The 15,367-nt window shown below is 70.3% G+C and carries 11 protein-coding genes; all 11 read right to left on the bottom strand.

Annotated features, from left to right (window positions below; genetic code table 11):
- Positions 1 to 140: 140 nt before the first annotated feature.
- Entirely contained in the window at positions 141 to 422 is a 282-nt protein-coding gene (locus tag ABZ532_RS28670) for an HU family DNA-binding protein (RefSeq protein ID WP_004571953.1), read from the bottom strand.
- A 387-nt stretch (positions 423 to 809) separates the two neighbouring features.
- The gene (locus ABZ532_RS28675) at positions 810 to 2,267 is read right to left on the bottom strand and encodes an NAD-dependent malic enzyme (protein WP_361289946.1); all 1,458 of its coding nucleotides are present in this window, start codon (positions 2,265 to 2,267) and stop codon (positions 810 to 812) included.
- Between the two features lie 449 nt (positions 2,268 to 2,716).
- Positions 2,717 to 5,059, bottom strand: coding sequence for a UvrD-helicase domain-containing protein (locus ABZ532_RS28680; protein WP_361289949.1), 2,343 nt, complete (start codon positions 5,057 to 5,059; stop codon positions 2,717 to 2,719).
- A 76-nt stretch (positions 5,060 to 5,135) separates the two neighbouring features.
- On the bottom strand, positions 5,136 to 6,095 hold the full coding sequence (locus ABZ532_RS28685) for a zf-HC2 domain-containing protein (RefSeq protein WP_361289952.1): 960 nt from the start codon (positions 6,093 to 6,095) through the stop codon (positions 5,136 to 5,138).
- Positions 6,092 to 6,679, bottom strand: coding sequence for a sigma-70 family RNA polymerase sigma factor (locus tag ABZ532_RS28690; protein ID WP_361289956.1), 588 nt, complete (start codon positions 6,677 to 6,679; stop codon positions 6,092 to 6,094). The genes ABZ532_RS28685 and ABZ532_RS28690 overlap by 4 nt, the downstream gene beginning before the upstream one ends.
- Before the next feature lie 248 nt (positions 6,680 to 6,927).
- Positions 6,928 to 7,497 (bottom strand): CGNR zinc finger domain-containing protein, encoded by a 570-nt coding sequence (locus tag ABZ532_RS28695; RefSeq protein ID WP_361289959.1) that lies wholly within the window; start codon positions 7,495 to 7,497, stop codon positions 6,928 to 6,930.
- A gap of 149 nt (positions 7,498 to 7,646) precedes the next feature.
- Positions 7,647 to 8,801: a uroporphyrinogen-III synthase gene (locus tag ABZ532_RS28700; protein WP_361289962.1), complete on the bottom strand. Its 1,155-nt coding sequence runs from the start codon at positions 8,799 to 8,801 to the stop codon at positions 7,647 to 7,649.
- Positions 8,802 to 8,876: 75 nt separating this feature from the next.
- The gene (locus tag ABZ532_RS28705) at positions 8,877 to 10,235 is read right to left on the bottom strand and encodes a nitrate/nitrite transporter (RefSeq protein WP_361289965.1); all 1,359 of its coding nucleotides are present in this window, start codon (positions 10,233 to 10,235) and stop codon (positions 8,877 to 8,879) included.
- Positions 10,236 to 10,374: 139 nt separating this feature from the next.
- Positions 10,375 to 11,721 (bottom strand): cytochrome P450, encoded by a 1,347-nt coding sequence (locus ABZ532_RS28710; protein WP_361289968.1) that lies wholly within the window; start codon positions 11,719 to 11,721, stop codon positions 10,375 to 10,377.
- Positions 11,722 to 11,955: 234 nt separating this feature from the next.
- Positions 11,956 to 13,137: an acyltransferase gene (locus tag ABZ532_RS28715; RefSeq protein ID WP_361290034.1), complete on the bottom strand. Its 1,182-nt coding sequence runs from the start codon at positions 13,135 to 13,137 to the stop codon at positions 11,956 to 11,958.
- Positions 13,138 to 13,220: 83 nt separating this feature from the next.
- The gene (locus ABZ532_RS28720; protein WP_361290038.1) at positions 13,221 to 15,344 is read right to left on the bottom strand and encodes a bifunctional polysaccharide deacetylase/glycosyltransferase family 2 protein; all 2,124 of its coding nucleotides are present in this window, start codon (positions 15,342 to 15,344) and stop codon (positions 13,221 to 13,223) included.
- Positions 15,345 to 15,367 lie beyond the last annotated feature (23 nt).

The following is a 15,367-nucleotide window of genomic DNA, read 5'->3' on the forward strand; positions in this document are numbered from 1 at the left end:
CGTGCCCCGTTCCCGCCCCGGGGCGCGCGCGGCGGCGGCCCCCGGGACCGGGCGCGGGCGGCCACCCGGAACCGGGTGGCCGCCCTCGCACGGTGCGCGCGGACGCGTCACGCGCGCATCGTGAGACGTCGTGTGGCGTCTTACTTGCCCTTGGCGGCTTCCTTGAGCTTGGAGCCCGCGGAGACCTTCACGCTGTAGCCGGCCGGGATCTGGATCGGGTCACCGGTCTGCGGGTTGCGCGCGGTGCGAGCGGCACGGTGGGTGCGCTCGAAGGTGAGGAAGCCGGGGATGGTGACCTTCTCGTCGCCCTTGGCGACGACCTCGCCGACGGTCTCGGCGAGAGCGGCCAGCACGGCGTCGGCGTCCTTGCGGGTCACCTCGGCGCGGTCGGCCAGCGCGGCCACCAGCTCACTGCGGTTCATGTTCTTACTCCCGTGTTCTTCTTGCCTATGAGGCGTGCCAAGCGGCGGAGCCGCATATCGGACACAGCGAAGCCGATGCTGCCAGGGTGCTCGGACATCCCCGGACCCGGGTCTGTTCGGCAGACCCTCCGCGTCCATGGGTTTCCCCCTAGGGCGCAGGCCCTCAGGGGAGCATCCTGCCCCCACCACCGGCGGGAAAGCCAATCCGGCACCCTCCGGAGTCACACGAAAAGCGCCACTGCTCGTCGTGGTGACGTTCCGTCGACTCCCTGGCGACTCCCCGGAGCCACGGGTTGCGACCATCCGCACGGCCGACCGCGGGCTCATGACCCGCCACCCTAGAGGGGCTCACCCGGCCCGCGACCCGCGACGCGCCGGACGCGCAGGTCAGACCGACGTGGGTTCCGTCACAGCCACACCCGTGGCAGTACCGGCTGTCGCACCGGCCGCCTTCGCGGCCTCGCGCACGGCTCCGGCCACCGCGCCCGCGACCTTGTCGTTGAAGACGGACGGGATGATGTAGTTCGGATTCAGCTCGTCCTCGGTGACGACATTCGCGAGGGCCTGGGCCGCCGCAAGCATCATCTCCGTGTTCACCGTACGCGACTGTGCATCGAGGAGACCACGGAAGACTCCGGGGAACACCAGCACGTTGTTGATCTGGTTGGGGAAGTCCGAGCGCCCGGTGGCCACAACTGCCGCCGTCTGGCGGGCGATTGTCGGCTCGACCTCCGGGTCGGGATTCGCGAGCGCGAACACGATGGAGTCGTCGGCCATGGCGGCGACATCCTCGGCGCCCAGCAGGTTGGGCGCCGAGACACCGATGAACACATCGGCTCCGACGACGGCCTGCTTCAGAGTGCCGGTGACACCTTCGGGGTTGGTGTTGTCGGCGATCCAGCGCAGTGCCGTGCCCGGTGCCGCCTCCACGAGGTCCTCGCGGCCGGCGTGCACCACACCGTGGATGTCGGCGACGACGGCGTGCTTGACGCCCGCCGCGATGAGCAGCTTGAGGATGGCCGTACCGGCCGCGCCCGCACCGGACATGACGACCCGTACGTCCCCGACCGCCTTGCCCACCACGCGAAGTGCGTTGGTGAGCGCGGCGAGCACCACGATGGCGGTGCCGTGCTGGTCGTCGTGGAACACGGGGATGTCGAGGGCCTCGCGCAGCCGTGCCTCGATCTCGAAGCAGCGGGGTGCGGAGATGTCCTCGAGGTTGATGCCGGCGAAGCCGGGCGCGATGGCCTTGACGATCTCCACGATGGCGTCGGTGTCCTGGGTGTCCAGGCAGAGCGGCCAGGCGTCGATTCCGGCGAAGCGCTTGAAGAGGGCCGCCTTGCCCTCCATCACCGGCAGTGCGGCCTTGGGGCCGATGTTGCCGAGGCCGAGCACGGCGGAGCCGTCCGTCACGACTGCGACGGAGTTGCGCTTGATGGTGAGGCGGCGGGCGTCCTCGGGATTCTCGGCGATCGCCATGCAGACCCGGGCCACGCCCGGCGTGTAGATCATGGACAGGTCGTCACGGTTGCGGATGGGGTGCTTGGACTGCATCTCGATCTTGCCGCCGAGGTGCATCAGGAACGTCCGGTCCGAGACCTTACCGAGGACGACACCCTCGATCCCCCGCAGCTTCTCGACGATCTCGTCGGCGTGCGTGGTGGAGGTGGCCGCGATCGTGACGTCGATGCGCAGCTTCTCGTGACCGGATGCGGTGACATCGAGGCCGGTGACCGAACCACCCGATGACTCGACCGCCGTGGTGAGCTGGGAGACCGCGGTTCCGCTCGCGGGCACCTCCAGCCGGACCGTCATCGAGTACGAGACGCTGGGCGCCGTTGCCATGGCCGACTTCCTCTGCTTTTTCCCTAGCCGGCTTCATTGCCGGCTTCAATGCTCGCCCGCCCGGCGACGGCCGGGCAGGCCTTCCGATCGTCGCACCTACCTGCGAGTAGCTGGTAATACTGGTCCTTTTGTTTTCGGAAAGTATTTTCCACGATACGAGAACGTCCGGGAAACGGGAAACGGAGAGGCCCGCGCCACCTGAGGTGACGCGGGCCTCTCCGAACGAACTCTCAGTGGCACCGACCCGCCATGCTCGCCTCGCGGCAAGTGGTCCCTCTAAGGGACGAAGGTTGGGCCCGGGGGCTTGGATCGAGCCGGTGCCACAGACAGGCTAACAAAGAGTCCCAGACGGTGATTCCCCCTGCGGGGAGTTGACCCCGAACGGAGCTGCGGCAGGCTCCGTACGGCCCTGCGACCCTGTCGTCCGCGGTCCCCCCGCAGTCTCCGTCTCAGCCCCTGAGCAGCGCCGGAACCCCGTCCGCGTCCGGCCGGTCGGGCTTCGCCGACACCACCGTGAGCTGCTGGGTGGCCCGGGTCAGCGCGACGTACAGCACCCGCAGACCCGCGGCGCTCTCGCCCCCGGAACCACCCCCGGAGCCGCTGTTCTGGGAGCTGCCCGCCACGATCTCCGCGGGCGACACCACGATCGTCGCGTCGTACTCGAGCCCCTTGGCCTCCAGCGAGCCGAGCGCCACCACCCGGTCGCCCAGGCCCTCCAGCCAGCGGGCCGCCTCGGCGCGCCGGCCCATCGCCACGACCACGCCGACGGTGCCGTCGACCTGCTCCAGCATCCGGCGCGCCTCCTCGCGCACCGTGCGCTCCAGATCGTCCCGGACGACGGTGAAGCGCGGCACCACACCGGTGGAGCGGACGGCGCGCGGGGAGCGTGCCCCCGGCATCGCGAGCGCCAGCACCCGGGCGGCGAGCTCGGCGATCTCCGAGGGGTTGCGGTAGTTCACCGTCAGCTCGAAGCGGCGGCGCGGACGGCTGCCCAGTGCCTCGTCACGGGCGGCAGCCGCCTCGTCGGGGTCCGGCCAGGAGGACTGCGCCGGGTCGCCCACGATCGTCCAGGTGGCATGGCGTCCGCGCCGCCCGACCATCCGCCACTGCATGGGCGTGAGGTCCTGCGCCTCGTCCACGATGACGTGGGTGTACTCGGTGCGCTCTGCCGCGAGCCGTTCGGCCCGCTCGCGCTGGGTCTCCTCGCGCTGCGGCATCAGCTCCTCCAGACCGGTGAGCTGGTCCAGCGGGTCGAGCTCGCGCTTCTTCCTCGGCCGGGCCGGGGTGCCGAGCAGCATCTGGAGTTCGTCGAGCAGCGCCACATCGTGGACGGAGAGTCCCTCACGGCCGAGGCTGCGGGCGAGTCTGCGCACCTCACCCGGATTGAGGATCCTGCGCGCCCAGCGCCCGAGCCGCTTCTCGTCGGCCATGGCGTCCAGCACGGAGGACGGGGTGAGCTCGGGCCACCAGGCGTTGAGGAACCCGAGGAAGCTGTCCTCCGAGGCGACGTCCTCGTCGAAGGAGGCCCGCAGCTCGGCGGCGAGTTCCGGGTCGCTGTGCCGGCCCGCGGAGCCGGACTGCGCGTACAGCGCGTCCAGCAGCAGCCTGCGGGCCCGCGGGCGCAGCAGGTTCACCGGCGCGGTGCCGCCCAGCACGTTGTGACGGATGCGCTGGAGTTCCTCGGCCTCCAGCTCCAGGCGCCGCCCGAAGGCGACCACCCGCAGCCGCTCGGGGGCGTCTCCCAGCTCCAACGCGGCCCGTGCGGCCCTGCGCAGGACCTTGAGCATCCGTGCGGACCCCTTGAGCCTGGCGACGGCCGGGTCGTCGTAGGCCGTGGCCTCCGTGCCGTCGACCAGGGAGCCGACCGCGCGGATGGCGACCTGCCCCTCCTCGCCCAGGGACGGCAGCACGCCCTCGGTGTACGCGACGAGCAGCGGGGTCGGCGAGACGATCAGGATGCCGCCCGCGTATCGCCGGCGGTCCTGGTAGAGCAGATACGCCGCGCGGTGCAGCGCGACGGCCGTCTTGCCGGTGCCGGGCCCGCCCTCGACGTAGGTCACGGAGGCGGCGGGTGCCCTGATCACCAGGTCCTGCTCCGCCTGGATGGAGGCGACGATGTCCCGCATGGTGTGGCTGCGGGCCTGGCCGAGCGCGGCCATCAGCGCCCCGTCGCCGATCGCGGGCAGCTCGGCGCCGTCGAGCAGCGCGGTGACCTCGGGGCGCATCAGGTCGTCCTCGACACCGAGCACCCTGCGGCCCTTGGAGCGGATGACCCGGCGGCGTACCACCCGGCCCGGGTCGATCGGGGTCGAGCGGTAGAACGGCGCGGCGGCCGGTGCGCGCCAGTCGATGACCAGCGGCGAGTAGTCGGCGTCGAGGACCCCGAGCCGGCCGATGTGGAGGGTCTCGGCGATCTCGGCGGTGCTGTCGTCGCCCACGGCGTCGTCGGCGGGTTCGACCGAGGTGTAGGCGCCGTCGGGGCCCTTCTGGCCGGTCTTGCCGCGCAGCAGATCGATCCGGCCGAAGAGGAAGTCCTCGAACTCGTTGTTGAGCCGGTTCAGGTGGATACCGGCGCGGAACACCTGGGCGTCCCGCTCGGCGAGCGCTCCGGGTGTGCCGACCTGGCCGCGTTTGGCGGCGTCATACATCAGGAACTCGGCCTCGTGGATCTTCTCCTCGAGGCGGCGGTAGACCTGGTCCAGATGTTCCTGCTCGACACCGATCTCGCGGTCGCGGACCGTGTCGACTCCGGTACCAGCCGGTCTGGTACCAGCAGCTTCCTGCGCGGACACCAAGGCCCCCTTCTGACGTGCACTGGGCAGCCGTCAACCGTACGCGAAGGGGGCCTCTCGTGTCAGGTACTGAAGGTCAGCCGTCGACCTCCACCAGGCGTTTTCCATCGAACGTACGGATCTCGAAGTGATCGATCTCGTTGCGCTCCATGGCTGTGACACCGTTGACGTACAGCGGCTTCTGCGCCTTCTCGTCCGTGGCGTCCGCGATGCCATATCCCCACTCGGGGACGTTCCAGGAGCCGACGACCTCTTCCTTGCCGGCCTTGGAGACGACGACGAGCTGGCACTTCTCCGGGCCCTCGACGTTCTTGAGCTCCATGACCGTACGGGTGCCGTACGGCTTCTGCTCCAGCCCGATGGTGGCGCTGACCTTGGTGGCCGCGTCGGTGTTCTGGACCTTCTCCTCCACCTGGTTGAAGAAGGCGTCCTCGGCGGGGCTGCTCGGATTCGGTGCGGCGACCACGCCCGCCTCCGCGTCGTCGTCGGTCACGACGACGGCGATGGCCGGACCACCCAGGATCAGGACCGCCGATGCGGCGATCATGAACATGCTCCGCTGCCGCTTCCTGGCCCGCTTGACGGCGACCTCGCCCACGAGCTTGTCCAGCATCTGGGGACTGGGCGCGGTCGGCACCACCGGGGCCGCGGGGCGACGCGGCGGCTCCATGAGGGTGCTGGAGAACGGCAGGTCGGTCACCGGTGGCTGCGAGGCACTCGACTGGCGCTGACGGGGCACCGCGCTCGGGGCCTCCGCCAGCATGGCCAGCATCGGCGCCATCCCGGCGAACTCCTCGAGATGGGCGGCGCAGATGTCGCAGCCCGCAAGATGCGCCTCGAAGGCGGTGGCTTCCGCGTCGTCCAGGATCCCGAGGGCGTACGCCCCGACGGTCTCGTGGATCGAGCCCTGCTCGGATGGTTCGGGCTGTGGGGGCCGACCGGAATGCCCGGACTGCCCGGGCTGATCAGACTGATACCCGTACTGACCGAACTGGCCGGACTGCCCGAACTGTTCGTATGGTTCCTGTGTGTTCATGCCGTGACCCCCCTCTCCTCCAGAGCGAGCTTCATGGAACGCAATGCATAGAAGACACGGGACCGGACGGTCCCGCTCGGTATGCCAAGCGTCTCGGCCGCTTCGTTGACCGTACGCCCCTTGAAGTACGTCTCGACGAGTACTTCCCTGTGCGCCGGGGTCAAATCATCAAGCGCATCCGAGAGCGTCATCAGCCACAACGCCTTGTCGATCTCGTCCTCCGCAGGCATGACCTCCAGCGGCGACGGGTCGACCTCCTGCGGCCGGGCCTGCCGGCTGCGGTGACCGTCGATGACGATGCGGCGTGCGACCGTCACCAGCCAGGGTCGGACAGAGCCGGTTGCCCTATTGAGCTGACCGGCGTTCTTCCAGGCACGAATGAGCGTCTCCTGCACCACGTCCTCGGCGCGCTGGCGATCGCCGGCGACGAGACGCAGCACATAGGCGAGGAGGGGTCCGGCATGCTCCTGATACAGCGCGCGCATCAGCTCCTCGTCGGGGACGGAGGAACTGGCGCTCGATGTCGCAGCTCGATGCCGGGCCTGCCTGGAACGGTCATCGGCCACGGCGGCATCCTTGCGCACCTGAACCTCCTGGTCGAGACCCTGTTGGATGTCTGGACTGCTTCCCTGTCGCTACTCACTACGCAGGCGCGCGATGTTCGTCTCAACGCAAACGCGATTTTCTTCCAGGATTTTTCGGCGAGGCGTCACGGGAGGGTGTCGTCGCAGGTCACAGCGACCGTCCGGGGACCACTGAATCCCCTGGTCACACAGCGCCCCGGCGACCCGTCCGGACTCGGCCCCGGAACCGCCGAGTTGAGGCCCCTGCCTCAGGTCCGCGCGAGAGCGGCCCTGCGCCGGTGCCGAGCCACGCGCTCCCGGTTGCCGCACATCTCACTCGAGCACCAGCGCCGCCGACGCCCGCGCGAGGTGTCCACATAGACCCGCCGGCAGCCGTCGCCTTCGCAACGGCGCAGTCCCGAGCGGGCCACGGGATCAGTGAGCAATTCCACAGCGTCGCGAGCCACGGCGGCGAGCAGCCCGGCGCACTCCGGCCGCGCGAGCGGGGCCCGCACCAGGCCCCCGTCGGCGGCCCGTACGGCCCTGACGGCGGGCGGGGCCGCTCCGGCGGCGAACGCGTTGAGCCGGGCGAGCGCGATGTCATCTGCACGGCCCTCGATATGAGCGTGCACCAGGCTCGCCACACAGGCACCCAGTTCGAGGAACGGCTGGACCCAGTGGGCGGTCACCGCGTCCAGTGGCGTCCCCGGCGGCAGCAGCCCGGCTTCCGCTAGCCAACGCCCGAGCGTCCCGGCCCTCTCCGGTACCACCGCCACCAGATCCAGGCAGACCCGCCCGGAGTCGAACCGCGCCTCACACCCAGCTGCCTCCGCGCCCATGACAACAGAGTGCCCCCGGCGCGGCGGCGCGGGAACCCCGCGTACCGGTCGGGCCGGGGCAGTGCCACGGCGTCCTACGCGTCGGCGTCCTGGGGGTCCGCGTGCGGCACGTCCGCGTCGCGGGTGCCCGCGCGTGGCGCGTCGGTGTCCTACGTGTCCGCGTACTTCGCGTCCGCCGCCGGGTCAAGTGCCAGCCGGTAGCCCCGCTTCACCACCGTCTGGATGAGGTTGGGGGTGCCAAGTGCGGTACGCAGCCGGGCCATCGCCGTCTCCACCGCGTGCTCGTCGCGACCCGCGCCGGGCAACGCGCGCAGCAGGTCGGGGCGGGAGACCACCCAGCCGGGGCGGCGGGCAAGAGCGTTGAGGAGGGCCATGCCCGCCGGAGGCACGGGGCGCAGCTCGGTGTCGACCAGGACCGCGTGGCCACGGATCTCGACGCGCCGGCCCGCGACGGGCAGAGTACGGGCGCGGGCGGGGAGTTCGACGCAGAGGAGCTGGACGAGCGGGCCGAGGCGGAAGCGCTCGGGCTGGACGGTGTCCAGGCCGAGCGCCTGGAGCGGCAGAGCGGTCACGGGGCCCACGCAGGCCGGGAGCACATCGTGGCGGAGGGCGTCGAGCAGCTCCGGGAGCAGGCCGCGTTCCTCGGCGCGGGAGAACAGCGAGGCGGCGGCAGGTGCGCTGGTGAAGGTCACCGCGTCGACCTGGCGGGCCACGGTGGTGTCCAGCAGCCGGTCCAGGGGAGCGAGGTCCTCCGGCGGCATCCAGCGGTAGACCGGGACGACGACGACGTCCGCTCCCCCGGCCCGCAGCGCCTCCACGAAGCCGGGCAGGGGCTCCCCGTGCAGCTGGAGGGCGACGCGGCGTCCTTCGACGCCCTCGGCGAGCAGCCGGTCCAGCACCTCGGCCATCGACTCGGACGAGGGCGACCACTCCTCGGTCAGTCCGGCCGCCCGGATCGCGCCCTTCACCTTCGGTCCGCGCGCCAGGAGTTCGACGCCGCGCAGACAGCCGAGCAGTTCCTCGCCGCAGCCCCAGCCGTCCGCCGCCTCCACCCAGCCGCGGAACCCGATCGCGGTGGTGGCGACCACCACGTCCGGTGCGTGGGCGATGAGTTCCTTGGTCGCGGCGAGCAGTTCACCGTCGTCGGCGAGCGGCACGATCCGCAGGGCGGGGGCGTGCTGCACCGCAGCGCCGCGGCGCTGGAGCAGCACGCCCAGTTCGTCGGCGCGCCGGGCCGCGGTGACGCCCACGGTGAAGCCGGCCAGGGGACCCACCGTGGGGACGTCGCGCTGTTCCTCGTACATGCCGACCGAGCCTGGCAAGGGAGCGTGACAGGCTCGGATCGGCGGTATTTCCGCGCCGTTACGGGGCACCTCGGCTCACACCTCGGCGTAGCTGAGCTGGGGCTTGGCCTCGGCACTCGCCACCGGTGCGGGCGCGGCGGCGGGTCGCCGAAGGTATACCGCCCAGGTGACGGTGAAGCACACGGCGTAGCAGAGGAGGAAGGCGACGAACGCGCCGGTTCCGGTGCCCGCCGTCAAGAACGACTGCCGGAAGGCGAGGTTGATGGCCAGCCCGCCGAGCGCGCCGATCGCCCCGATCAGCCCCATCGCGGCGCCGGACAGCCTGCGTCCGTATGCCTCGGCTGCCTCGCCGGCCATGCCCTTGGCCAGGGCCTTGGCCTTGAAGATCCCGGGGATCATCTTGTACGTGGAGCCGTTGCCGAGCCCGCTGAGCACGAACAGGGCGATGAAGCCGACCAGGAACACCGGCAGGGACCTGGCCATCGAGGCGTAGATGACGACCCCGGTGGCTGCGGCCATCGCCGCGAACGTCCACAGGGTGATCCTGGCCCCGCCGAAGCGGTCCGCGAGCGAACCGCCCACCGGCCTGATGAGTGAGCCCAGGAGCGGTCCGATGAAGGTCAGCGACGCGGCCTGGAGGGGCGTACGGCCGAACTGGGTCTGGAGGACCAGGCCGAAGGCGAAGCTGTAGCCGATGAAGGAGCCGAAGGTGCCGACGTAGAGGAACGACATGATCCAGGTGTGCGGGTCCCTGACGGCCTCCTTCGCCGCCCCGGTGTCGTTCTTCACGGGCGCCAGGTTGTCCATGTACAGCGCGGCGCAGAGCGCGGCCAGCACGATCAGCGGCAGATAGATGCCGAGCACGAGCCTCGGATGGGCGGCCCCCGCCATCCCGATCACCAGCAGCCCGGCGAGCTGCACCACGGGCACACCGATGTTCCCGCCGCCCGCGTTGAGCCCGAGCGCCCAGCCCTTCTTACGCAGCGGGAAGAAGGCGTTGATGTTGGTCATGGACGAGGCGAAGTTCCCCCCGCCGACCCCGGTGAGCGCCGCCACGGCGAGGAAGGTCCCGTACGACGTCCCGGGCTCCATCACCACAAAGGCGGCACCGGTCGGCAGCAGCAGCAGCAGCGCGCTGAAGACCGTCCAGTTGCGTCCCCCGAACCGCGCCACGGCGAAGGTGTACGGCACCCGGATCACGGCCCCGACCAGGGTCGCGGTCCCGATCAGGAAGAACTTCCCGGCCGGGTCGATCCCGTACTCGGGCCCCATGAACAGGACCATCACCGACCACAGGGTCCAGATGGAGAACCCGATGTGCTCGGAGAGCACGGAGAAGACGAGATTGCGCCGGGCGATGCGCTCGCCCTGCTCCGCCCAGAAGGACTCGTCCTCCGGGTCCCACCGCTCGATCCACCTGCCGCCACGGGCCATGTCACGCCTCCCTCGATCTCCCCCGCTGCTCCGGGTCGTGGCTTTGAAGGTAGGGAGGGCGGGTTTCAGGCCCGTGGCATCAGGTGACCGGTGTGGAACCTTGCTCTCACCGGGGGTGGGGGCCGGGTGTGAGCGCCGCTCATACCCGGGCTTCGCGCCGGCGGACGACCATCGGCACCCTCGTGGGGTGGGCCATGGACGACGTCGCCTCCCTCGGAGGCTTGCTGCCCGGCACCGGGCGCAGCTGCCAGCGCGGCAGAAGGGTGGCGAGCGTGATCGCGGCCTCCATCCAGGCGTACTTGTCACCGATGCACTTGCGGTTGCCCGCTCCGAACGGCACGACATGCTCACGCGGCCGGGCGGCGACCCGATCAGGCAGCCAGCGGTCGGGGTCGAAGCGGTCCGGATCCGGGTAGAGATCGGGGTTGCGATGCAGGGCGTAGAGGCTGAAGAGCACTTCGGTGCCGGCCGGGATGGGGTAGCCGGCGATGGTGACCGGCTCGGTCGTGCGGCGCATGACGATGACCACACCGTGCAGCCGGATCACCTCGTCCAGGACGCGGGTGACGGCGGGCAGCCGGGCCACGTCGGCGAAGCGGACGGGGCGGTCACCGACGGCCGCCTCTATCTCGGCGAGCAGCTCCCGTTCGACGTCGGGCCGCCGGCCCAGGTGGTACAGGGCCCAGGCGAGGGTGGAGGCAGTGGTCTCGGTCCCGGCGAACAGCATCGTGGTGAGCTCGTCGTGGATCTCTTCGTCGGTGAGTCCGGCTCCGGTCTCGTCACGTGCCGCGAGCAGCAGCGAGAGCAGATCGGTCCCCTCCGTCCGCGCGGCGCGGGTGGCGGTGATGACGTCGTGGATGACGGAACGCATCCGCGCCGCGGAACGGTCGAAGGCCCGCCACACGGGCAGGCCGTCGAACGCCTTGGGGGCGAGCGCCCGCCGCAGCATGGCTCTCTGGATGACCGGGAGGTCCTCCCGTACGGACTCGACGGCCCGGCCGCCGACCTCGGCGCTGAAGAGCGTGGCCGCCAGGGTCTCGATGCAGTGGGTGCCCATCACCTCGATCGCGTCGATCTCCTGACCGTCGCCCCAGGAGTCGGCGAGTGCCCCGGCCCGCTCGCTCATCACCGTCGCGTAGGCCTCGAGCCGTTCCTTGTAGAACAGCGGCTGGATCAGCCGGCGGTTGCGCAGGTGCTGGGGACCGTCGGAGTTGGCGAGGCCGTTGCCGACCAGCGGGCGGACACGGTCGAACATCCGGCCCTTCCGGAAGGACCTGGCGTACCTGGTCATGACCTCGTTGACGGCCTCGGGGCTGGTGGCCACGACCGTTGGCATGGTGCCGATGTCCAGCCGCACCAACGGGCCTTCGCTGTGCAGGGATCTGAGCATTCCCAGCGGGTCCCGCAGCAGGCGCAGCGCATGGCCGATTCCGGGCAGGCCGCCCTTGGCACGGGGTACGGCTTCCAGTGACGCTTCCAAAGACACAGTGCGTCCTCTCGCATGGCGATCGCACGCCACTGGGCCGACTCGCCGACCGGTGGCGTGGGTGGGGGGAAACGCAGGGCCGGCGCCGGTGGGTGGGGGGTGGGCGCGGGCCGACACGATCAACTAAGCGGTCGGCATGGTAGGCACGCCGGTCGTATGAAAGCCAGGCCGGCCGGATCCGGTCTTCGACCGGCCCCGGGCCGGCCGGTGCTGGGCCCTGGCAGGCGACGGGGGCTACTGGGACCTGGCGCGGCGCCGCTTCTTGCCCACTGCGCCGTTCGGCCACATCCGGGGCCGGCGCTTGGCCGCCACGTCCTCGAGCCAGCCCACGGAGACGATCATCAGGCCGATCAGCGGCCAGACCACGAGCAGCATCAGGTATTCGTACACCGACTCGACGAAGCCGCCCAGATGCGCGTCCACGTACGGGATGTCCCACAGGAGGTCGATGACCGGGATCGTCGCCATGATCAGCATGTTGTGCCAGAGGTAGATCGTCACGGCACGGTTGTTGGCGAGGGTGACCAGGCGGTCGAAGCGGGCCAGCTTCCCGGGCAGTTCCTGCCAGGACGGCGAGTAGACCAGCAGGATCACGCAGAAGCCGAACGACCAGGTCGCCTGCGCGAGCGGGATGTCGTTGAGGTCCCAGCCGTCCTCGCCCAGATGCCCCGAGGCCCACCACAGCCCGAAGGCCATGATCAACGAGGAGCAGGACACGATCAGATAGCGCGGGACCTTTTCGAACATGCCCTCCTGGTGGGCGAATCCGAGCACCCAGCAGGAGCCGAAGCAGGCGAAGTCGGTGATCGCGTTGCCGGTCTCGCCGGGGATCGTGAAGAGCCCCGAGCCCACGACCGCGGTCAGTCCGAGCGGCGCGAGGAGCGTCGCCCAGGGTGCTCTGCGGAAGGCCCACAGCAGCAGCGGCGAGGCGATCACGAACCACAGATAGGCACGGATGTACCAGAGGGGTCCCGCTGCCTGGACGGCCCAGGTCTCCTCGAGCAGTCCGGCGTTGTCACCGCTGGACCAGGGAAACGGGGGTGCGCCGACCGGGACGACGTACCAGGCGAGCTTCACGAACCACCAGACGCCCTCTTCCTTCAGCGGCTTCCAGCCGAAGTAGAAGATCAGCGGCAGCACGACGGCGGAGAAGGCCCACATCGGAGGCAGCAGTCGCCGTACGCGCCCCCGGATGACCTCCAGGGCGGGCCGGGAGAGCGAGCGCGCCATCAGCGAGCCCGCCAGCGCGAACATCACGCCCATGGACGGGAAGAGGATCGTCAGCCAGGCCCAGCCGAAGATGTGGTAGACCACGACGCGACCCAGCGCGATGGTACGCAGCAGGTCCAGGTAGCGGTCCCGGCCGGGCCGCTTGGGCTCCGTCGCGGGGACAGGGGCCGGGGTAGGGGCTGGCACTGAGGCCCGGTGCCGGGGTCCGTCCTGGAGCCCGCCCCGGGGGCTGCCCTGGGACAGACCGCCCAGGTCGATGGGCTGGGTGGTCACGCGACGGGCCTCCGGTTTTCACTGCTCTGCCGCGGGCTCGGAATCGAGCCGGGCGCCTCCACCACACCCGTGCGGCGAAGCTTCTGCCAGCGAAGCCGGCCGCCGGTGAGCGCGGTGATCCAGGACTGGAGCAGCACGACGTACATGAGCTGCCGGTAGAGGATCTGCTGGAGGGGCAGCGCGATCAGGTGCACCATGCGTTCCTTGTCCAGCCGGAACGCGTACGCGGCGCAGGCGACCTGGATGGCGAGCACGCCGAGCCAGGCGACCACGGTCTTCTGGGTGGGGCCGAAGACCAGTCCGTAGAGCAGGAACACGTCGATGAGCGGTGCGAGCAGCGGGAACAGCACCATGAAGAGCGAGACCAGCGGCAGGCCGACCCGGCCGAAGCGGCCGGAGGGGCCGCTGTCGATCACGGCCCTGCGGTGCTTCCAGATGGCCTGCATCGTGCCGTACGACCAGCGGTAGCGCTGGGACCAGAGCTGCTGCACGCTCTCCGGCGCCTCGGTCCAGGCACGTGCCCGCTCGGCGTAGACGACCCGCCAGCCGTCGCGGTGCAGCGCCATCGTGATGTCGGTGTCCTCGGCGAGGGTGTCGTCGCTCATGCCGCCGACCCGCTGGAGGGCCTCGCGCCGGAAGGCACCGACCGCGCCCGGGATGGTGGGCATGCAGCGCAGCATGTCGTACATCCGGCGGTCCAGGTTGAAGCCCATCACGTACTCGATGTGCTGCCAGGCGCCGATGAGGGAATCGCGGTTGCCGACCTTGGCGTTGCCCGCGACGGCGCCGACGTTCGGGTCGCCGAACGGCTGGACCAGTTCGCGGACGGTGGACGGTTCGAAGACCGTGTCGCCGTCCATCATCACGATGATGTCGTGGCGGGCGTTGCGTATGCCGTTGTTGAGGGCTTCCGGCTTTCCGGCGTTGGTCTGGCGGATCACCCGGACGTTCGGCAGCCACATGTCGTCGACAAGGTCGGCGGTGTCGTCGGACGAGCCGTCGTCGATGACGATGACCTCGATGGGGTGATCGCTGGCCATGAGCGAGCGCACCGTGTTCTCGATGCACTCCTTCTCGTTGTACGCGGGGACGAGCACGGTCACCGGTTCGGTGACGGCCGGACCCCAGCGGAAGCGGCGGCGGCGCACCTTGCGGGCGTGGCCGAAGGAGAGCAGCAGCATCATCCCGAAGCGCACGAAGACGAGCACGCCGATCACGGCGAGGCCCACGGTCAGGGCGCTGGTGGTGCGCTCCGAGACGGCGACCGCCCCCACCCAGGCCTTGCCCTTCCACAGCTCCGGTCCGGTGACCTTGGTGTGGGCACTCGGTGCGCCGAGTGCCTCGGTGAGGTTGGTGAAGGCGTAGCCCCGCTTCTGCATCCGGGGCAGGAAGCGGTCCAGCGCGGCGACGGTCTGGGACCGGTCACCACCGGAGTCGTGCATCAGCACGATGGAGCCCTTGGTGCCCTTGGGCGTGGCGCGCTCGATGATCGCGTCGGCGCCGGGGCGCTTCCAGTCCTCGCTGTCGGTGTCGTTGAAGGCCGTGATGTAGCCCTGGCTGCCGACGTACTCGGTCACCGGCCAGGAGTGGTCGTCCTGGGCTGACGAGAACGAGGAGTACGGCGGCCGGAAGAGGGAGGTGCGGATCCCGGCCGCACCGGCCAGGGCGAGCTGGTTCTGGGTGAGTTCCCAGTCGATGCGGCTCTTCGACTGGAAGGAGAGGTCGGGGTGGTTGAAGGTGTGCAGCCCGATCTCATGGCCCTCGGCCACGATCCGCTCGACCAGCTCGGGATAGCGGGAGCTCATCGTGCCGGTCACGAAGAAGACGGCGTGGGCGTCGTACTTCTTCAGCTTGTCGAGTACCTGGGGCGTCCAGACGGGGTCGGGCCCGTCGTCGAAGGTCAGCACCAGCTTCTTCTCGGGGACGCTCAGCGCCTTGGGCTGGATTCCGGCACGCGCGTCGATGACCGGGCCGCCCTTGAGGATGTTCGCGGGGACGTGGTCGCTCGAGTCCGGGGGCCGTACGCGGTGGTCGGCGAGGATCTCGCTGTGGACGTAGCCGCGCAGCATCAGCATCGCGAGCAGCGCGACGAGGAACAGCGAGGGCAGCAGATAGCGCATGGGCAGCCTGCGCCTGACGGCCG

Origin of the sequence: Streptomyces sp. NPDC019396 (genome assembly GCF_040632375.1) — a bacterium.
GTDB lineage: Bacteria > Actinomycetota > Actinomycetes > Streptomycetales > Streptomycetaceae > Streptomyces.

Coding starts and splice junctions, on each gene's coding strand:
- ABZ532_RS28670 (WP_004571953.1), bottom strand. CDS start 422: ATGAACCGCAGTGAGCTGGTGGCCGCGCTGGCCGACCGCGCCGAGGTG.
- ABZ532_RS28675 (WP_361289946.1), bottom strand. CDS start 2,267: ATGGCAACGGCGCCCAGCGTCTCGTACTCGATGACGGTCCGGCTGGAG.
- ABZ532_RS28685 (WP_361289952.1), bottom strand. CDS start 6,095: ATGAACACACAGGAACCATACGAACAGTTCGGGCAGTCCGGCCAGTTC.
- ABZ532_RS28695 (WP_361289959.1), bottom strand. CDS start 7,497: ATGGGCGCGGAGGCAGCTGGGTGTGAGGCGCGGTTCGACTCCGGGCGG.
- ABZ532_RS28700 (WP_361289962.1), bottom strand. CDS start 8,801: ATGTACGAGGAACAGCGCGACGTCCCCACGGTGGGTCCCCTGGCCGGC.
- ABZ532_RS28705 (WP_361289965.1), bottom strand. CDS start 10,235: ATGGCCCGTGGCGGCAGGTGGATCGAGCGGTGGGACCCGGAGGACGAG.
- ABZ532_RS28720 (WP_361290038.1), bottom strand. CDS start 15,344: ATGCGCTATCTGCTGCCCTCGCTGTTCCTCGTCGCGCTGCTCGCGATG.